19 protein-coding genes and 1 pseudogene are annotated in these 18,896 nt (G+C 64.9%); 3 read left to right on the forward strand and 17 right to left on the reverse strand.

The genetic code is table 11. The features are described from left to right. The 3 genes from EN738_RS13325 to dusB form a co-directional block, all read right to left on the reverse strand. A partial coding sequence (locus EN738_RS13325) for a response regulator (RefSeq protein WP_127284091.1) occupies window positions 1-511 on the reverse strand: 511 nt, incomplete at its 3' end. Then, the gene (locus EN738_RS13330) at window positions 508-1,650 is read right to left on the reverse strand and encodes a nitrogen regulation protein NR(II) (protein ID WP_127284092.1); all 1,143 of its coding nucleotides are present in this window, start codon (window positions 1,648-1,650) and stop codon (window positions 508-510) included. The genes EN738_RS13330 and EN738_RS13325, both read right to left, overlap by 4 nt. Then, a complete protein-coding gene (gene dusB, locus EN738_RS13335) occupies window positions 1,647-2,675 on the reverse strand; it encodes a tRNA dihydrouridine synthase DusB (RefSeq protein WP_127284093.1) in 1,029 nt (342 codons plus the stop codon). Before dusB ends, EN738_RS13330 begins: the two co-directional genes overlap by 4 nt. A gap of 244 nt (window positions 2,676-2,919) precedes the next feature. Here dusB and EN738_RS13340 point away from each other — a divergent pair, with 244 nt between their 5' ends. Both EN738_RS13340 and EN738_RS13345 read left to right on the forward strand, forming a co-directional pair. Then, window positions 2,920-4,143: a bifunctional 2-C-methyl-D-erythritol 4-phosphate cytidylyltransferase/2-C-methyl-D-erythritol 2,4-cyclodiphosphate synthase gene (locus EN738_RS13340; protein WP_127284094.1), complete on the forward strand. Its 1,224-nt coding sequence runs from the start codon at window positions 2,920-2,922 to the stop codon at window positions 4,141-4,143. Then, window positions 4,140-4,622, forward strand: coding sequence for a CinA family protein (locus tag EN738_RS13345; RefSeq protein WP_127284095.1), 483 nt, complete (start codon window positions 4,140-4,142; stop codon window positions 4,620-4,622). Before EN738_RS13340 ends, EN738_RS13345 begins: the two co-directional genes overlap by 4 nt. Before the next feature lie 14 nt (window positions 4,623-4,636). On the opposite strand, the gene EN738_RS13350 is transcribed toward EN738_RS13345, so the two are convergent. The 12 genes and pseudogenes from EN738_RS13350 to EN738_RS13405 all read right to left on the reverse strand — a co-directional run bounded on the left by EN738_RS13350 (window position 4,637) and on the right by EN738_RS13405 (window position 15,769). Next, the gene (locus EN738_RS13350) at window positions 4,637-5,092 is read right to left on the reverse strand and encodes a type II toxin-antitoxin system RatA family toxin (protein WP_127284096.1); all 456 of its coding nucleotides are present in this window, start codon (window positions 5,090-5,092) and stop codon (window positions 4,637-4,639) included. A 7-nt stretch (window positions 5,093-5,099) separates the two neighbouring features. Then, entirely contained in the window at window positions 5,100-6,065 is a 966-nt protein-coding gene (lipA, locus tag EN738_RS13355) for a lipoyl synthase (RefSeq protein WP_127284097.1), read from the reverse strand. A 135-nt stretch (window positions 6,066-6,200) separates the two neighbouring features. Next, window positions 6,201-6,458: a GlsB/YeaQ/YmgE family stress response membrane protein gene (locus tag EN738_RS13360; protein WP_127284098.1), complete on the reverse strand. Its 258-nt coding sequence runs from the start codon at window positions 6,456-6,458 to the stop codon at window positions 6,201-6,203. Between the two features lie 102 nt (window positions 6,459-6,560). Continuing rightward, complete coding sequence (gene lpdA, locus EN738_RS13365) at window positions 6,561-8,009, reverse strand: dihydrolipoyl dehydrogenase (protein WP_127284099.1); 1,449 nt, start codon at window positions 8,007-8,009, stop codon at window positions 6,561-6,563. An 18-nt stretch (window positions 8,010-8,027) separates the two neighbouring features. Then, window positions 8,028-8,665: pseudogene (locus EN738_RS13370) on the reverse strand (SGNH/GDSL hydrolase family protein). After that, window positions 8,662-9,087: a hypothetical protein gene (locus tag EN738_RS13375; protein WP_127284100.1), complete on the reverse strand. Its 426-nt coding sequence runs from the start codon at window positions 9,085-9,087 to the stop codon at window positions 8,662-8,664. The pseudogene EN738_RS13370 and the gene EN738_RS13375 overlap by 4 nt, the downstream one beginning before the upstream one ends. A gap of 14 nt (window positions 9,088-9,101) precedes the next feature. Next, entirely contained in the window at window positions 9,102-10,466 is a 1,365-nt protein-coding gene (locus EN738_RS13380; RefSeq protein WP_127284101.1) for a pyruvate dehydrogenase complex dihydrolipoamide acetyltransferase, read from the reverse strand. Window positions 10,467-10,469: 3 nt separating this feature from the next. Beyond that, a complete protein-coding gene (locus tag EN738_RS13385) occupies window positions 10,470-11,468 on the reverse strand; it encodes an alpha-ketoacid dehydrogenase subunit beta (protein WP_127284102.1) in 999 nt (332 codons plus the stop codon). After that, window positions 11,468-12,496 (reverse strand): thiamine pyrophosphate-dependent dehydrogenase E1 component subunit alpha, encoded by a 1,029-nt coding sequence (locus EN738_RS13390; RefSeq protein WP_127284103.1) that lies wholly within the window; start codon window positions 12,494-12,496, stop codon window positions 11,468-11,470. Before EN738_RS13390 ends, EN738_RS13385 begins: the two co-directional genes overlap by 1 nt. A 3-nt stretch (window positions 12,497-12,499) precedes the next feature. Beyond that, complete coding sequence (locus tag EN738_RS13395) at window positions 12,500-13,822, reverse strand: NAD(P)H-dependent oxidoreductase (RefSeq protein ID WP_127284104.1); 1,323 nt, start codon at window positions 13,820-13,822, stop codon at window positions 12,500-12,502. Window positions 13,823-14,172: 350 nt separating this feature from the next. Beyond that, window positions 14,173-14,823: a hypothetical protein gene (locus EN738_RS13400; protein ID WP_127284105.1), complete on the reverse strand. Its 651-nt coding sequence runs from the start codon at window positions 14,821-14,823 to the stop codon at window positions 14,173-14,175. A 127-nt stretch (window positions 14,824-14,950) separates the two neighbouring features. Beyond that, window positions 14,951-15,769, reverse strand: coding sequence for a hypothetical protein (locus tag EN738_RS13405; protein ID WP_127284106.1), 819 nt, complete (start codon window positions 15,767-15,769; stop codon window positions 14,951-14,953). Window positions 15,770-15,883: 114 nt separating this feature from the next. Between EN738_RS13405 and EN738_RS13410 the strand changes: the two genes are divergently transcribed. After that, complete coding sequence (locus EN738_RS13410) at window positions 15,884-16,909, forward strand: sugar-binding transcriptional regulator (protein ID WP_127284107.1); 1,026 nt, start codon at window positions 15,884-15,886, stop codon at window positions 16,907-16,909. A 36-nt stretch (window positions 16,910-16,945) separates the two neighbouring features. On the opposite strand, the gene EN738_RS13415 is transcribed toward EN738_RS13410, so the two are convergent. After that, on the reverse strand, window positions 16,946-17,905 hold the full coding sequence (locus tag EN738_RS13415) for a sugar kinase (protein ID WP_127284108.1): 960 nt from the start codon (window positions 17,903-17,905) through the stop codon (window positions 16,946-16,948). 11 nt (window positions 17,906-17,916) lie between these two features. Further along, window positions 17,917-18,896 (reverse strand): ABC transporter ATP-binding protein (locus EN738_RS13420; protein ID WP_145966848.1); only part of this gene is annotated, 980 nt, incomplete at its 5' end.

Genomic DNA, 18,896 nt, shown 5'->3' on the forward strand with positions numbered 1-18,896 from the left:
ACTCGCCACTGATCATCACTGTCAGGTCGGTCTGCATCAGCCGCGCCAGCATGCGGTAGATGTCCTGCATGGCGGCCGAGCGACCGACCAGCGGCATCGTCTCCGGCTGGTCGTCGGCACGCGCGTCGAGCTTCGGCCGTCGCGGCTCGGCCAGCGCCCGGTTGACGATGTTGAGCAGCTCGGTCAGGTCGAACGGCTTCGGCAGATATTCATAAGCGCCGGTCTCGGAGGCGCGGATGGCGGTCATGAACGTGTTTTGCGCGCTCATCACGATGACCGGCAGCTCGGGCCGCGCCTTCTTGATGCGCGGCAGCATGTCGAAGGCGTTCTCGTCGGGCATCACGACATCGGTGATGACCAGGTCGCCCTCGCCCGCCGCCACCCAGCGCCACAACGTCGAGGCGTTCGAGGTGACGCGCACCTCATGGCCGACGCGCGACAGCGCCTGGTTGAGCACGGTGCGGATGGCCGCATCGTCGTCGGCGACCAGAATATTGCCGCGTGCGGTCATGTGCGGTCCCCTTCAGCTTCTTCTTCGACGCCGTGCGCGGTTTCCTTCCAGGCCGGCATCAGGATGCGGAAGGTGGTTCCGCGCGGCGTCGAATCGCATTCGATGATGCCGCCATGCTCGCCGACGATCTTGGCCACCAGCGCCAGACCGAGGCCCGAGCCGTTCGGTTTGGTGGTGATGAAAGGATCGAACAGGATCGGCAGTATGTCCTCCGAAACGCCGGGGCCATTGTCACGCACGCAGAATTCCAGCGGCAGGGAGACGCGGTCCTGCGTTCCCGGCACCGAGACACGGATGCCCGGCCGGAAAGCGGTCGACAGCGAGATCTCGCCCTGCGGGTCCGAGCCGATCGCCTCGGCTGCGTTCTTGACAAGGTTGAGGAATACCTGGATCAGCTGGTCGCGGTTGGCGAAGACCGGAGGCAACGATGGATCGTATTCCTCCAAGATCTTGATCCGCCTGGCAAAACCGTTCTTGGAAATCGCCTTCACGTGGTCGAGCACGACATGGATGTTGACGGGGTAGCGGTCGATCGGCCGCTCGTCCGAAAACACCTCCATGCGGTCGACGAGGGAGACGATGCGATCGGTCTCGTCGGTGATCAGCCGGGTCAGTGCGCGATCCTCGTCGGAGGCTGAGAGCTCGAGGAGCTGGGCGGCGCCACGGATACCGGACAACGGGTTCTTGATCTCATGCGCCAGCATGGCGGCAAGGCCGGTGACCGAGCGGGCAGCCCCGCGATGCGTCATCTGCCGGTCGATCTTGTCGGCCATCGACCGTTCCTGGAACATCACCACCACGGAACCGGGGAACTCCGGCACCGGCGCGACATAGAGGTCGACCATCTTCTCGATGCCGAGGCGCGGCGACGAGACATCGACCCGGTATTCGTTGACCGGCGCCAGGCGCTCGCGGACCTGGTCGACAAGCGTCAGCAGCGGGCTGCCGAAGGGCACCAGCTTCGGCAGCGTGTTGCGGGCAAGCATGGTGGCGCTGGAGCGGAAGAAATCCTCCGCGTCGGCATTGGCGAAGGTGATGAAGCCTTGGGGATCGACCATGATCACCGGCCGGCGGATGGTGTTGAGCACGATGTTTGCGGCGTCCGCCATGTCGGGGCTCTTCGGGGCGGTCGCCTTCATGCCGCGCTCCGCAGATCCGTTGCCCCAGCAATATCGGCAAATGCCTGGCGCAGTCCGCCAACGATCTCATCCGGCACGAAAGACGTGAGGATACGCTTGCGCAGCTCCGGCGAAACACCGGCCGCGTGGCGGTCGAGATACCAGCCGAGATGCTTGCGCGCCTGGCGCAACCCGCTTTCGATCCCGTAGAGGGAAAGCATGTCCGCGTGGTGGGCGATGATGTAGTCGGCCAAAGCCTGCGGGCCTGCGGGAACGCCGGACATTGTTTCGCCGGCAGCCGCGGCAGCGATACTACCTGCGATCCACGGCGCGCCATAATGCGCACGTCCGATCATCACCGCGTCCGCGCCCGATTGCTCGAGGATGACGGCCGCTTCCGCCGGCGATCCGACATCGCCATTGGCGACGACCGGGATCGAGACGGCTTCCTTGACGCGCGCGATCGCGCGCCAATCGGCCTTGCCCTGGTAGAACTGGCAGCGCGTACGGCCATGCACCGTCACCATCCTCACGCCGGCCTGTTCGGCGCGGCGCGCCAACATCGGCGCGTTGAGGGCGCTCTCGTCCCAGCCGAGACGCATCTTCACCGTCACCGGCACCTCAACGGCGCCGACCACCGCCTCGATCAGCGACAGTGCGTGGTCGAGATCGCGCATCAGCGCCGAGCCGGCATAGCCGCCCGTCACCTTCTTGGCGGGACAGCCCATGTTGACGTCGATGATGTCGGCGCCCTCGCCCGCGGCGATGCGCGCGCCTTCGGCCATATGCGCAGCCTCGCGGCCGGCAAGCTGGACCATGTGGACCGGCAGACCGGAATGGCGGATGCGCAGGTCGCAGCCAGCCCTGCCCTTGGCCAGCTCACCGCTGGCCACCATCTCCGACACGACCAGTCCGGCGCCATGCCGATGCGCGCGCTGGCGGAACGGCTCGTCGGTTATCCCCGACATCGGCGCCAGGAAGACGCGATTGCGGATACTCACGCCGCCAATATCGAGCGGCAAGGCCAATTTGGTCAATTCGGGCATGCACAAAAACCAAGCATATCGGATTTCTGCACATTCTCTAGCCAGAAGCAAGACGATGTGCAACGCGCAATGACGTCACATTAAGGCGCATTTGGGAAAAAGCCGGGCTTCGGCTTGTCCCCCGGCCAAAGCGCCGCGCGTCCTGCGGGACGCGCAACGGAGGCTTTGGGAATTCATATTTGAAGCACGATCTTTTCCGAAAACCGATTACACTTTTCGGGATCGTGCGCTAAGCCAAATCGCAATGACGGACGCAAGTAAAAATCAGGGTTTGGACGACAAGGTCGCGGTGGTTATCGTCGCGGCCGGCCGCGGCGCGCGCGCCGGGCAGGCCAATGGACCGAAGCAGTATCAGCGGATCGGTGGCCGCGCCGTCATCGCCCGCACGCTGGAGACGTTCCTGGCGCATCCGAGGACCGGTCCGGTCGTCGTCGCCATCCACGCCGACGACGGCGAGCTCTTCCGCAACGCCGCCGGCGCCAGCGCCGATCGCGTCCTTGCGGTCACGGGCGGCGATTCGCGCCAGGCCTCGGTGCGGCTCGGCCTGCTGGCGCTCAGGGACAGCGCGCCAGGCCGGGTGCTCGTCCATGACGCCGTGCGTCCCTTCGTCGACGCGACCCTGATCGACCGCACGATCGACGCCATCGGCGAGCGGCAGGGCGCGCTGCCTGCTTTGCCGGTCGCCGACACGCTGAAGCGCGAATCGGCGGCCGGTATGATCGAGGAGACCGTGTCGAGGAACGGACTGCATGCCGCGCAGACGCCGCAGGGCTTTCCCTTCTGGCCGCTTCTTGCCGCGCATGAGAAGGCCCATCATCTCGGCAAGGCCGATTTCACCGACGATGCGGCGATCGCCGAATGGGCGCACATACCGGTGAAACTTGTCCCGGGATCACCGGACAACATCAAACTCACCTGGGCAAGGGATATTGCAATGGCCGACCAGCGGCTTTCCGGTGAACGGCCGCGCTTTCCGGATATCCGCACCGGCAACGGCTACGACGTGCACGCCTTCGAACCGGGCGATCATGTCACACTCTGCGGCGTCGCCATTCCGCACGACAGAAAGCTGTCTGGCCATTCGGATGCCGACGTCGGCCTTCACGCCCTCACCGACGCGCTGCTCGCCACCTGCGGCGCAGGCGATATCGGCACGCATTTCCCGCCGTCGGATCCGCAATGGAAAGGCGCCGCCTCGAAGATCTTCGTCGAACATGCGGCCAAGCTGGTGCGCGGGCGCGGCGGACGCATCGCCAATGCCGACATCACGCTGATCTGCGAGGCGCCGCGCGTCGGCCCGCACCGCGAGGCGATGACGGCTGCCCTCGCCGCGATGCTCGGCATTGCCGGCGAGCGGATCTCGATCAAGGCAACCACCAATGAGAAGCTTGGCTTCGTCGGCCGCCAGGAAGGCATAGCCGCGATCGCCACCGCCAGCGTCGTCTTTCCAGGTGAGGTCCCCGAATGAGCAACGCTGAACTCGCGAACGCCCTGCTCCTGGCCTGCCAGCAGCGCGGCATCATGCTGGCGACGGCGGAAAGCTGCACCGGCGGCCTGATCATCGCGGCGCTCACCGACATTGCCGGCTCCTCCGCCGTGGTCGACCGCGGCTTCATCACCTATTCCAATGAGTCCAAGATGGACATGCTCGGCGTTTCCGCCGCAACGCTCGACGCGCATGGCGCCGTCTCGCGCGAGACGGTGCTTGAAATGGCGGCGGGCGCGCTGGCGCATTCGCGGGCGAGCCTCGCGCTTGCCGTTACCGGCATTGCAGGCCCGAGCGGCGGCTCGGCCGACAAGCCGGTCGGCCTCGTCTGGTTCGGGCTTGCACTGGCCGGCCAGCCGATCGTCGCCGAGCACCAACTGTTCGCCCACAAGGGGCGCGAGTTCATCCGCCACGAGACCGTGCGGCACGCGCTGGAACTGGGATTGCGGGCGCTGGACTAGACCCCTCGTTCCGGTCAGGCCGTTCTTGCGCCGTAGATCTGGTCGGCGCGTTTTTCGAACGCTTCGGCAAACATGCGGAAGGCGCGGTCGAACATCGTGCCCATCAGCGCGCCAAGAATGCGGCTCTTGAACTCGTAGTCGATGAAGAAGTGCACCTCGCAGCCGCTATCGGCCGGGTCGAAGCGCCAGATATTGCTGAGATATTTGAACGGGCCGTCGATGTATTTGACGTCGATGGCCTTCTCGTCGGGCTTCAGCAGCACCTGGGTGGTAAAGGTCTCGCGGATAGCCTTGTAACCGATGCTCATGTCGGCAAGGAGGATGGTGCGGCCGTCGCGCTCCTTGCGCGAGCGCACGCTGAGCGCTTCGCACAGCGGCAGGAATTGCGGATAGGCCTCGACGTCGGCGACCAGCGCGAACATCTCCTGCGGCGTATGGGCGACGCGGCGGGTGGCTTCGAATTTCGGCATTCGGGGATTAGCTGGTCTTTTTGAGCTGCGCTTCACGCGCCGCGCGCAGCCTGGCGAAATCCTCGCCGGCATGATGCGAGGAGCGCGTCAGCGGACTCGACGCCATCAACAGGAAGCCCTTGGTCTTGCCGATCGTCTCGAAGGACTTGAATTCCTCCGGAGTGACGAAGCGGATGACCGGATGGTGCTTCTTCGACGGCTGCAGGTACTGGCCGATGGTCATGAAGTCGACATTAGCCGAGCGTAGGTCGTCCATCAGCTGCAGGATCTCGTTCCGCTCCTCGCCTAGACCGACCATGATGCCGGACTTGGTGAAGATCGACGGGTCGAGTTCCTTGACGCGCTGCAACAGCCGGATCGAGTGGAAATAGCGGGCGCCCGGCCGCACCGTCAGGTAGTTCGACGGCACAGTCTCCAGATTGTGGTTGAAGACGTCGGGCTTCGCCGCCACGACGATCTCCAGCGCGCCGTCCTTGCGCAGGAAGTCCGGCGTCAGGATCTCGATCGTGGTCGAGGGCGCGGCGGCGCGGATGGCGCGGATGACCTCGGCGAAATGCTGCGCGCCGCCGTCGGCAAGATCGTCGCGGTCGACCGAGGTGATGACGACGTGGCTGAGGCCCATCTGCTTGACGGCATGCGCGACGCGCGCCGGTTCATCGGCATCCAGCGCGGTCGGGATGCCGGTGGCGACGTTGCAGAAGGCGCAGGCGCGGGTGCAGATCTCGCCCATGATCATGAAGGTGGCGTGCTTCTTGTCCCAGCACTCGCCGATGTTCGGGCAGCCGGCTTCCTCGCACACTGTCACCAGCTTGTGCGACTTCACGATCTCGCGTGTCTCGGCGTAGCCCTTCGAGACCGGCGCCTTGACGCGGATCCAGTCGGGCTTGCGGAGCACCTCCTGGTCCGGCTTGTGCGCCTTTTCGGGGTGCCGCACGCGCGGCGCATTGGCGATCGTGTCGAGGACAGTGACCATTTCAAACCCGGTTGCTGCGCGATCGCCTGCCCGGCGCTCGCATTCCAACGTCACTTAGGACTTTTCGGCGCAAAGAAAAAGGCCATGCTGGCGCATGCCGCCACGGCCTTTTTCGCATAGCGGTATCGATGCCGGCTAACGGCGCACCAGCCGGCCAACAAAGATCAGCAGGCAGGCGCCGATGAAGCCGGTGACCAGATAGGCGAACCAGCCGACGCCGAAAGACTGGAAATTGAGGGCTTGCAGGATTGCGTTCAGCAAGACCGCGCCGACGATGCCCATAATGATGTTCATGAAGATGCCGGTGTTGCTCTTCATCACCATCTCGGCGAACCAGCCCGCCAGACCGCCGATGATGATGGCTGCCAGCCAGCCCACGCCATTCACGTCCATATGCCAACTCCTCCTGTGACGGGTGAAAATGCATCCGGAAACGAACTGCCTTGCCGCCGAGTTCCCCACGCCTTCGCATGTGAGTCTCGAGCGGCCAATTTATCATGCGTTCAACGCGCGGCCATAGGCGTCGAGCACGCTTTCCTTCATCATCTCCGACAGCGTGGGATGCGGGAAGATGGTGTGCATCAGCTCTTCCTCGGTGGTTTCGAGGTTCATCGCCACGACGAAACCCTGGATCAGCTCGGTCACTTCGGCGCCGACCATGTGCGCGCCGAGCAACTGGCCGGTCTTCTTGTCGAAGATCGTCTTGATGAAGCCCTGGTCCTCGCCGAGCGCGATCGCCTTGCCGTTGGCGCCGAACTGGAAGCGGCCGACGCGGACCTCCTTGCCTTCGGCTTTGGCCTTGGCTTCGGTCAGGCCGACCGAGGCGACCTGCGGGTTGCAATAGGTGCAGCCGGGGATCTTCTGCTTGTCGGTGGCATGAACGCCCGGGACATTGGCGATCTTCTCGATGCAGACGACGCCTTCATGCTCGGCCTTGTGGGCGAGCATGGGCGGTCCGGCGACGTCACCGATGGCGTAGATGCCGGGCACGTTGGTCTTGCCGTAACCGTCGACGACGACGCAGCCGCGGTCGGTCTTCACCCCGAGCGCCTCGAGGCCGAGGTTCTCGATATTGCCCTGCACGCCGACGGCCGAGATCATGCGGTCGGCGGTGATCTTCTCGACCTTGCCGTCCTTCATCTCGACATGCGCTGTGACCGAGTTGGCGCCCTTCTCGACCTTGGTTACCTTGGCCTCAAGGATGATCTTCATGCCTTGCTTCTCGAACTGCTTCTGCGCGAACTTCGAGACCTCGGCATCCTCGACGGGCATCACCGCCGGCAGCAGCTCGACCACCGTCACCTCGGCGCCCATGGTGCGGTAGAAGGAAGCGAATTCTATGCCGATGGCTCCCGAGCCCATCACCAGCAACGACTTCGGCATTTCCTTCGGCACCATGGCTTCGAAATAGGTCCAGATCAGCTTGCCGTCCGGCTCGATGCCGGGCAGCGCGCGCGGCCTGGCACCAGTCGCCAGGATGATGTGCTTGGCGGTGTAGGTGCCCTCGCCCTTGACGCCTTTCGGCGCTGGCGGCTGCGGCTCCATCGGCTTCTTGGCGGTCTTGGAGACGACGATCTCGCCCGGTTTCGAAAGCTTGGCCTCGCCCCAGATGACGTCGACCTTGTTCTTCTTCATCAGGAAGGCGACGCCGCCATTCAGCCTCAGCGAGACCTTGCGCGAGCGGTCGACGACCGCGGCGGTGTCGGCGCTGACCTTGCCGCCTTCGAGCTTCAGCCCGTAGTCCTTGAGGTGGTCCGAATAGTGCATGATCTCGGCCGAGCGCAGCAGCGCCTTGGTCGGGATGCAGCCCCAGTTGAGGCAGATGCCGCCGAGATGCTCGCGCTCGACGATCGCCGTCTTGAAGCCGAGCTGCGCGGAACGCACCGCCGTGACATAGCCGCCGGGGCCGGAGCCGATGATGATGACGTCGTAGGATTCAGCCACGGGGTTTCTCCCTGATTTCTAGAGTTCCAGCATCACGCGCACCAATGGTGCCAGCGCCTTGCCGATGTTTCGGGTGTTTCGGCGTCGAGATGGACGCCGTCGAGCGGGGTGGTGACGGCGACGCTGCCGGCGTCGAAGAAGCCGCAGCCCGCCTCGTCGGCAAGTGCGGAATATTGCGGCGCCAGCCGCTTCGAGGCCTCGTCGCCGCCGGCAAACATTTCCTTGAATTCGGCATTGTCGGTGCGGCTGACCGCCGGCGGCGCGACGATGAGGATCTGGGGTGCGGCCCAACCAAACGGGTAGTCGTGGCCGCGCACGATATCGATGAGGCGCTGCATGCCCTGCTTGGCGGCGACCGGATTGCCGTGGATCCACGGCTTCATGTCGTTGGCGCCGAGCATGATGACGATCAGGTCGATCGGCGCATGGCTCATCAGTACCGTGGGCAGCACGCGAGCGCCGTTGCGGTCGGCGCCGGCGAGATGATCGTCGAAGGCGGTGGTGCGGCCGTTCAGGCCTTCGGCGATGACCTCGACGCCGTCGCCCAGCGCCGCCTTGAGAACGCTCGGCCAGCGGTCTTCCAGCGCATGGCGGCCGAGGCTGGCGGCGTTATAGCCCCAGGTCAATGAGTCGCCATAACAGAGAATTGTCTTCATGCGCTTGCCCCACCCCTGCCGAACGCTGCCGCCGAGCGCTTGAGCCGCCAGCGCACGAACAGCCATTGCACGATGATCGTCGCGACACCGGGAAGGATTAGGCCAGCGACGATCGAAAGGTCACTCGCCGTCGCCCGATTCTCGGCCGGCACGGAAAAAGTCCACCCTGCCAACGCCAGCAGTGCGAGACCGTACACGGCGAGCAGCCACCACAAACTGCGGTCGACGGCTCGCACCGGCTCGGCGAAGAACTGCACGGCGAAGAAGACGATCGTTACGGCGATGACGACAAGCACCGTCGCCGCGAACACAACTATGTACTCCTCGGTGGCACCGGTCATGACCGCGAGCCGCTGAGCCACCAGCCCGCCAGCCAGACCGGAAAGAATGAAGGCGAAAAGGCTGGTGAAGAATTTCCGCACCGCCTTTTCCCTTCTTACACCAGCATGCCCATCGGGTTTTCGATCATGCGCTTGAAGGCGCCAAGCAGTTCCGCGCCGAGCGCGCCGTCGACGGCGCGGTGGTCGGTCGACAGCGTCACCGACATGACGTTGGCGATCCTGATCTCGCCGTTCTTCACCACCGCCCGCTGCTCGCCGGCGCCGACCGCCAGGATCGTCGCATGCGGCGGGTTGATGACGGCGGCGAAATCCTTGATGCCGAACATGCCGAGATTGGAAACAGCCGTGGTGCCGCCCTGGTATTCTTCCGGCTTCAGCTTGCGGCTGCGGGCACGGCTGGCCAGGTCCTTCATCTCGTTGGAGATCGTCGACAGCGTCTTTTCGTCGGCATGGCGGATGATCGGCGTGATCAGGCCGCCGGGGATCGACACGGCGACGCCGACATCGGCATGTTTGTGCTTGACCATGGCGCTGTCGGTCCACGAGGCATTGGCATCCGGCACCGCCATCAGCGCCATCGCCATCGCCTTGATCACCATGTCGTTGACCGAGAGCTTGTAGGCGGGAACCTCGCCCTTCTCGGTCTTCTTCACCGGTGCTGCGGCATTGAGCTGCGTGCGCAGCGCCAACAGCGCGTCGAGCTCGCAGTCGAGCGTCAGGTAGAAATGCGGGATGGTGCTCTTGGCCTCGACCAGGCGGCGCGCGATGGTCTTGCGCATATTGTCATGCGGCACGAGTTCGTAGGAGCCTTCGGCAAACAGCTTCAGCACCTGGTCGTCCGACATCGGCTTCGGCGCCGGGGCGGAGGCAACAGCGGCTGCGGGAGCCTCCGGCGCGACCCTTGGGGTGGCGTTGGCGATCGCCGCGTCGATATCCGCCTTCACCACACGGCCGTACGGGCCGGTTCCAGCAATATTGGAAAGCACGATGCCCGCCTCACGAGCGAGACGACGGGCCAGCGGTGTTGCACGTGCGCCCAACGGCGATTGGCTGATCTCCCCCCTCGTGGGGGAGATGGCCGGCAGACCAGAGGCGGGCGCGGCAGAATGAGATGCTGGCGGGACAGCGCCCCCCTCTGTCGGCTTCGCCGACATCTCCCCCACGAGGGGGGAGATTGGAGCCTCATCCTGCTTCGCCACAGCATCAGCCCCATAAGCCTCGCCGTCAGCATAAATCCAGGCAACAGGCGCGCCGACGGGAATGTCGACGCCCTCCTTGCCGGTGACATCAAGCAGAATGCCGCTCGCCGGCGCATCGATTTCCATCGCCGCCTTGTCGGTCTCAATCTCGAACAGCACGTCGCCCTGCTTGACGACGGCGCCCTCGGTGACAAACCAGCGCGAGATCTGGCCGGTCGCCATGTCCATGTCGACCTTGGGAAGGATGACTTCGACGGGCATCGGCTAGCGCGCTCCCCTGACCAGATCGCGCGCCGCCGCGACAATGTCGGGCACTTGCGGAACGGTCGCCCTTTCCAGGTCGGGATTGTAGGGGATCGGTATCTCGGCGCCTCCCAGCCGCACGATCGGCGCATCGAGGAAGTCGAAGGCCTCGCTCTCGGCGATCATGGCGCTGACCTCGGCGCCGACGCCCAGCGTCTTCACCGCCTCGTAGACGCAAAGCAGCCGCGAGGTCTTCTTGACGCTTTCGATGATGGTGCGCTTGTCCATCGGCCGCACGGTCCTGAGGTCGATCACCTCGATGTCGATGCCCTCGGCTTGCAGCGCTTGCGCCGCCTCCAGTGCCTTGTGCACCATGATCGAGGTCGCGACGATGGTCAGGTCGCTTCCCTCGCGCCGGACATCCGCCTTGCCGATCGGCACCGTGTAGTGGCCCTCGGGCACCGGCCCCTTCATCTTGTAGAGCAGCTTGTGCTCGAAGATCATCACCGGATCGGGATCGGCGACCGCCGCCAGCAGCATGCCCTTGGCATCGTAGGGCGTCGCCGGCTGGATCACCTTCAACCCCGGCACATGGCCGAGCCAGGCTTCCAGGCTCTGGCTATGCTGCGCGGCCGCGCCGGTGCCCGAGCCGGCCGGGAACCGCATCACCACCGGCACCGAAACCTCGCCACCCAGCATGAAGCGCATCTTGGCCGCCTGGTTGACGATCTGCTCCAGGGCAAGCGTCGCAAAATCGGAAAACTGGAATTCGAAGATCGGCCGCAAGCCGGTCATCGCCGCGCCGACGGCGACACCGGCGCCGCCGAGTTCGGAGATCGGCGTGTCCATCACCCGGTCGACGCCGAAACGCTCGACCAGATCGCCCGTCACCTGGAAGGCGCCGCCATAGACGCCGATGTCCTCGCCCATCAGCAGGACGCGCTCGTCGGCCTCCATGGCGATCGCCATCGCCTCCTGGATCGCCTGCGCATAGCTCAGTTCGCGCACCTCGGCATCCATCACGCCAGCTCCGTATAGACGTAGTTCTGAAGATCGCCGATGTCCGGAGTGGGGCTCGCCTTGGCGAATTCGATGGCCTCGGTGATCTCCCGTCTGACAGCTTCGCGCACCGCTTCGATGCCGTTGTCGTCGATGATGCCGAATTCCTTCAGTTCAGTCTCGAACAGCGTGATCGGATCGCGGTTCGACATCCAGTCCTCGATCTCCTCCTTGCTGCGGTAGCGGTTGCGGTCGCTCTTGGAGTGGCCGCGATAGCGGTAGGTCTTGGATTCGATCAGCGTCGGTCCCTCGCCCGCCCGGGCGCGCTCGACGGCGGCATGCGCGGCTTCCGCGACTTCCGAGAAGCTGTTGCCGTTGACGATGACGCCGGGCATCGAATAGGCCGCAGCCCTGTCGGCGATGTTCCTCACAGCGGTCGAGCGGGCGGTCGATGTCGACATGCCGTAGCCATTGTTCTCGCAGACGAACACCACCGGCAGCTTCCAGATCGACGCCATGTTCAGCGCCTCGTGGAAGGCGCCCTCATTGTTGGCGCCGTCGCCGAAGAACGAGACCACCACCTTGCCGGTCTTCAGCCGTTTGGCGGAAAGCGCCGCGCCGACCGCGATCGGGATGCCGCCGGCGACGATGCCGTTGGCGCCGAGATTGCCCTTGGCGACATCGGCGATGTGCATCGAGCCGCCGCGCCCTTTGCAGTAGCCGGTGGTCTTGCCGAAGAACTCCGCGAACATCTTTTTGACCTCGGCGCCCTTGGCGATGCAGTGGCCGTGGCCGCGATGGGTCGAGGTGATCTGGTCGTCCTCGGCAAGCGGCATGCAGATGCCCATCGCGCTTGCTTCCTGCCCGATCGACAGGTGCATGGTGCCGTGGATCAGGCCGCGCATGTAACAGTCCTCAGCGCCCTCCTCGAAGCGGCGGATGAGGTACATCTTGCGCAGCACGTCCCTGAGCTGGCCGGCGTCGTAGTGCCGGTAGGCAAAGGGCAGATTGGTGGGCGCAGCCTTTTCCAGCACGGCTTTCCTGGCCATCGGTCATGCCCTCCCGTAGACCAGCTGGTCCTGTCGTGCCCTGAGCTCCGCGATCCTTGAACCCGGCGCGGGCGCCGCATTGGCATAGGTGATGAGATCGCCCTTCCTGATCGGCGCACTCACCGAGGCGCCTTGCAGCAGGCCGCAGGGAACGGCTCCGGCCGCCTTCGCCTCCGGCGCGGTCATGATCCAGGCGCGGTAGCAATACTCGCCGATCGCATCGAGCCGTTCGCCCGGCTGCATGTCCTTCTTGGCGACCGCGCAGACCTCCGCCACCGGCTTTGCCAGCGGCACCATGTCGGCCTTGCCGTAGAGGACGACGCGCGCGCAGGTCAGCGGCACTTCGAGCGAGGTCAGGTGATACGGTCGATGAAAGGTGAAATATGGGCCCTTGCCCATCTTCAGGTCCTCCATGCGCTCCGAGATGCGCGGATGCGACATGTCGGCGACGACGAAGACACCCGGCGCGACGCCCTTGCCGATCGAATAGTCGACGACGCCGACCTTCGACAGCACGCCGCCATCCTTCTGCGGCACCAGCACCTTCGACAATTCGCCAAGCGTCGCAGCGGGCCCGTGCATGCCGGGCCTGTCGGGCACCAGTCCGGTGGCATTGGCGATCGCCGCCATCTCGACCATCGTCTTGGAGCCGTCGACGAATTCCACCAGCATGCGAACATTCATGTGGCGGCGCGCGGCCTCCTCGGCATAGTCATGCGGGACGGCGTCGATGTTGAGCGGGTTGTTCTTGCCTTTGCCGGCGGCGACGATCGGATGGCCCATCGCCGAAACGAACTCGATCAGTTCCATGCAGGAGGACGGCTCGTCGCCGGCGCCGAGCGAATAGGTGACGCCCAGCCTGTCGGCCTCGCTCTTCAGATAGGCGCCGATGGTCACGTCCGCCTCGACATTCATCATTACCAGATGCTTGCCGTGCTCCATCGCCCGCAGGCCGTATTCGGCGCCGACCGCCGGAACGCCGGTGGCGTCGATCACCACATCGATCAGCTCGTTGTTGATGACGAGGTCGGCATCGCCAGTGACCGCGACCTTGCCGGCCTCGATCGCCGTGCTCATCGCCGCGACGCTTGAGACCTCGCGCGAATGGCCGCTCTCCTGAAAGGCGATATCGACCGCCTTGGCCGCCGCCGGAAGGTTGAGTTCCGAGATCGCACCGATCTCGATGCCGGTCATGTGGACGACCCTGGTCACGATGTCGGTGCCCATCTCGCCTGAACCGATCAGCCCGATGCGGATCGGCTTGCCGGACTTCGCCCGCTCGGAAAGATCGCGCGCAAGGCCGGTCGGCGCCACGTTGATGGTCATTGCTATATCCTCCCAGGGGCGTCTTGCCTCCGGTCTGACAAATACTGAACATCTGTCTCCATATCAAGACGAATGTACAAATCTTTGCGGCAAAATCCGCAGCAGGAATTGCCTGCCGGATGAGAGGTCACGCACCTCGCGAGGGCATTGCTGCTTTCCGGCCCGAGGACCGGTTGCCCTCGCCTGAAAATCAGATCGAATCGCTCGGACGTGACTGCCCGAACGCATCGCCGGGCCGTAGGGCGACAAGCCCGGCCCGTAGGCCGATTGGGCTGAACCTGCTCCCTGGACCGGAGCGCCGACAGACCGACGCAGCGGAAAACGCAAGAACGGACTCGGCGCGCCGCAGCCTATCTCGTCGCTGCCGGAGGCAGGCGGTCGAGCGCCGTTTCGCGGGGAGCGGCGAGCGCCTTCTTGATCGCCGCCCTCTCCTGCGCCATCGCCGGGAAGAGCCAGTTCGGTTCCAGGCCGACGAACTGGTCGAGGAAGGCGATCGACATGTTCGGATCCTCCTCGGCGTTTTCCCGATAGGACCACCAGACGCGCAGATCGGAGGCGGCCTTTTCGAGATCGCGGGATTGCCCGAACTCCTGTTCCTGGACCGCGGCAATGCCGCAGACGCAGAAATTCGTATAGAGAAAGCCTTCCGGCCAGAACCGCGCGATCTCGAGCGTGGCCTTGTCATCCGCCTCGCTCGTCCCGGCATCCGAAACCATGACCGCCGGCTTGGTCCGGATCAGCTCGCGCAGGGCTAGCCCCGCGACGAAGACGATGTAGTCGGCCCGGTCGATCGCTGCCGAATCGTCCTGCTGGTCGATCGCCGCCAGCCAGTCGAAGAAGACCTGGTTCAACAGCTTGTCGTCGATCCGGTAAGAGAACCCAAAGTGCTCCTTCACCAGTTCCGCATTGTTCCGGAAGGCCTTGGAAAACCACCGCAATTGGCGGAGCCGGTGCCGCAGGTCGGGTATCGAGGACAATTTGTCCTTGGGTGTCAGATCCATTGTCCAGTTCCAACTGAGGCGCCCGCGATACCCAACCGCGACAGGGCATCAACATGTACATCTGTTGCACAAAAAATGCAAAGGTTCATCTCCGCCAATTTCGCGACAACCTCTCGCGAACGACCCGCTACGGAAGATGCGGGATCAGATCGGCAAAGACCCGCGCCAGGTCTCCAGGCCGATCCTGGCTTGCCAGCGCCTTGCTGAACAGCACGTAGCGCGCGTCGACCGCAGCGCAGACGCCCGCATAGATATCGTCATCCGCCGTGACGTCGGCGCTATAGCTGGCGACGGCGGTGGCCAAGGCGAGTGCCGCCGCGACATATATGCCCGTGTCCAGCATCCGGCCGCTGGCCGCGTCATCGATGTATCGCGGCGACTCGACCGGACGGGCGCGAAGAATGGCATGGGCCATGGCGGCCGCCTGCAGGGCAATGTCGTCGAGCGAGGCATCGTCGGTGCCTTTCGATCGGCCGGCCGGGGCCGGCTGCTCGGTTCTGGCCGCGAGGCGATGGGCTTCGCCGAACAGTTCCTCGCTCAGCCGCGGATTGGCGACCCCTTTCGCCAACAGGATCTGCTTGGCGGCGAAATAGCAGTCGCGCGCGAACAGCGCCTGGGAGGTCGCATTCTCGGTATCGAAGTAACGGCCAAGCGGATAGGCGGACGCGCTGCCGAAATGCGCCTTGGGGTCGGAAGAGAGCAGCCCAATGGCGACAGATTCCAATGCCGAAAGCGCGCTGTCGGAGAAGTCGGCGATCGCCGTCACCAGCCCGGCCGGGCCGGCGGCGCGGTCGCTCCGTTCTGGCGATTGGTCGTCCTGCCCCTTGCGGGTGGTCGCACGCATTTCGCGCGCCACGAACCGGGCGTCGCGCAAGCGCTCCTTCACCTTGGTCCGCAGTTCCTCCGGCAAAAACGGCGCCATCACCTCGGTCCCTTTGACTGCCAATCGCTACTCCTTGCAAAGATAGACAATTATGGGCTGCAAAGCTATGACATCGTCATCCGCGCATCCTGTGTTCCGGCTGTGACAGGTGGGCTGGAAGACGGGAGCCAAGGGACCATGCGCCAGAGGAAACGGGGCTCGAAAGATCCCGAGATGCCGTTTGGCGAGAATGTCCGCGGCTCGAGTCAGGCCGACCGCGTCCGCATCCGGACCGCCTGGATGTACTATGTCGAGCAGCTCACCCAGAGCGAAATCGCGGCCATCCTCAATGTCGGCCGGGTGACCGTCGTCAGGCTTCTGGCCGATGCCCGCGCCCGCAACGAAATCAAGATCACGATCAACGCCAAGGTCGCCGACACGACCGAGCTGGAGCGCGGCCTCGAGGAACTGTTCGACATCCAGAAGGCAATCGTGGCGCCGCTGTCCGGCCCGCAAGCCGATCCGGTGCCCGTCATCAGCGCCGCGGCGGGCGATTATATCTCGCAGATCGCGACATCGAACATGCGCGTCGGCGTCGGCTGGGGACGGACCCTCTACAACACCTTGCCCTTCATCAAGGGCCAATCGCTCACCGGCTTCCGCGTCTACTCGCTGCTGGGCGGCATCATCCAGGCGCGCCGCTTCAATCCGGCCGAGTTCGCCTGGCAGCTGGCCGAGCTCTTCCAGGGCGAGGGCTTCCTGGTGCCGGCCCCGGCGATCGTCGACAGCGTCGAGACGAAGCGCACCCTGATCGAGCGCTGCGGCCTCAACACCATCTTCGAAATGGCCGAGGATCTTGACGCCGTGCTTCTCAGCGTCGGCGGAACCACGTCGACCGCCACCTCGTACCAGGTCGGCTACCTGACCGATGCCCAGCACGACTCGCTGGTTGCGGCCGGCGCGATAGGCGACCTTTTGTTCCACTTCTTCGACGAGCGCGGCAATCTCATCGATCACGAGATCAACGACCGCGTCATGTCGGTCGGCCTCGACCGACTGCGCCGGGCACCGATCCGCCTGCTCGCATCCGGCGGGCCGGAGAAAGTGGGCGCCCTGATCGGGGCGATGAAGCTGGTCAACCCGACGGTTTTCATCACCGACGAGGTCACCGCGGCGAGCATGATCGAAAAGACGCGGCTGAACGGATCGCGGAAGAAGGCATAGAGCGCCGGACGGCGCGGCCGGCGCCCGAGCCGAGCCTCAGGCGGCGAGCGTGTTGGTCTTTTTCCTCGTGCGCCGCGCAAAGTCCATCGTGTGCTCGAACGACACCACTCCGGCCTGGCTGCCGAGCCCGGTTGCGTTCAGCGCCGAGGTCGCCTGCGCCAGCGTGACCGCGCTTTCCGCGTCGAGCCCGCGGTGCAGGCCCGCCGCGAAGCCGGCGTTGAAAGCATCGCCGCAGCCGCAGGTGCAGACCACATCGACCTCGAAGGCCGGGATATGGAAGCGCGTGCCGTCGGCATGGTGATAGTAGGCGCCGTGTTCGCCAAGCGTCAGGATGCAGCAGCCCACGCCGCGATCGAGCATGAAGCGCGCCACGTCCTGCGTGTCGGTGAGACCGGACAGTAGCCGCGCCTCCTCGACCGAGGGCAGGAAATAGTCGACATGCGGCAACAGCCTTGCGATCATCGACATGTCCTCATGCCTCGCGGAAGCGACGTCGAGCGTGGTCACGCAGCCGCGCTTCTTAGCGCGCGCCAGAAGGTCGACGGTCGGCTCGCCATCCATGCGATCCATCAGGCCCGCGCCGCCGACATGCACGAACGATGCATCGAGCACCCGCTCGAACTGGTCCGGCGTGACTTCGAAGAAGCCGGTCGCGCCCTTCATGTGCATGGCCGGCCGCTGGCCGTTGTCCTGGACCGCGACGATGCTCGATGAGGTGCCGACACCGTCGATGCGCTGCATCATGCTGGTGTCGACGCCGTAGCGGTTGAGCCGGCCAAGCACCCAGTCGCCCATGTCGTCGGCGCCGACGCCGCCGACGCCGAGCACCTTCATTCCGTATTTCGCCGCCACGATCGCCGCCGCCCCGGCGGCGCCGGAAACGGCGATGGTGATCTCCTCGAGGAAATCGAATTCGGTCGGACCCGGAATGCGGCGCACCGGCCGGCCGAGGCAATCGAAGGTGAAGAAGCCGATGGAGGCGTAGTCGTAGAGCACGGTGATTCCCGTCAGTTGAGGCGGATGCGCTGGCCCGATTCCGCGTCGAAGAAATAAAGCCGCTCTGGGTCGAGCTCAATGGCGATCGAGGTGTCGAGCGGCTGCCGGAAATCCCGGTCCGCCTTCACCTCGACGACCATCGCATCGGTGCGAACCGAAAGGAAGGTCTGGTCGCCGGTCGGCTCGAGCCCGTAGAGCTGCCCCTTGAGATGAGCGGCGTTGCCGGTCGCCACTTTCGCGTCCTCGGGCCGCACGCCGAGAATGACGGCCCGGCTGTCCGGCAGGTTGATGCCGGCGACCTCGACCCCCGGAGCGGAAAACCGCTTGCCGCGCACCTCGCCCTTGATCAGGTTCATGGGCGGCGAGCCGATGAAGCCGGCGACGAAGGTGTTGTTGGGATTGCTGTAGATCTCGTCGGGCGTTCCGAGCTGCTGGATACGCCCCTTGTCCATGATGACGATCCTGTCGGCGAGCGTCATCGCCTCCACCTGGTCGTGGGTGACGTAGATGGTGGTGATCTTCAGCTGGCGCTGGACATGCTTCAGCTGCACCCGCATCGCATTGCGCAGCTTGGCGTCGAGATTGGACAGCGGCTCGTCCATCAGGAACACGCGCGGCTGCCGGACAATGGCGCGGGCAGGGGCCGCGCGCTGCCGCTGTCCGCCCGACAGCGCGCCCGGCTTGCGGTCGAGGTAGGCTCCGAGCTCGACCATGTCGGCGGCCCGGCGCACCCGCGCGTCATGCTCGGCCTTCGGGATGCCGCGCATCCTGAGCGGAAAGCGGATGTTTTCGTAGACGGTCATGTTTGGATAGAGCGCGTAGCTCTGGAACACCATCGCCACGTCGCGGTCGCGCGGATCGAACTCGTTGACCAGTTCGCCGTCGATCCAGATTTCGCCCGAGCTCAAATCGTTGAGGCCGGCGATCATGCGCATCGTCGTGGTCTTGCCGCACCCCGACGGCCCGAGGAAGACCATGAACTCCTCGTCGC

It is taken from the genome of Mesorhizobium sp. M4B.F.Ca.ET.017.02.2.1 (assembly GCF_003998955.1).
Taxonomy (GTDB): domain Bacteria; phylum Pseudomonadota; class Alphaproteobacteria; order Rhizobiales; family Rhizobiaceae; genus Mesorhizobium; species Mesorhizobium abyssinicae.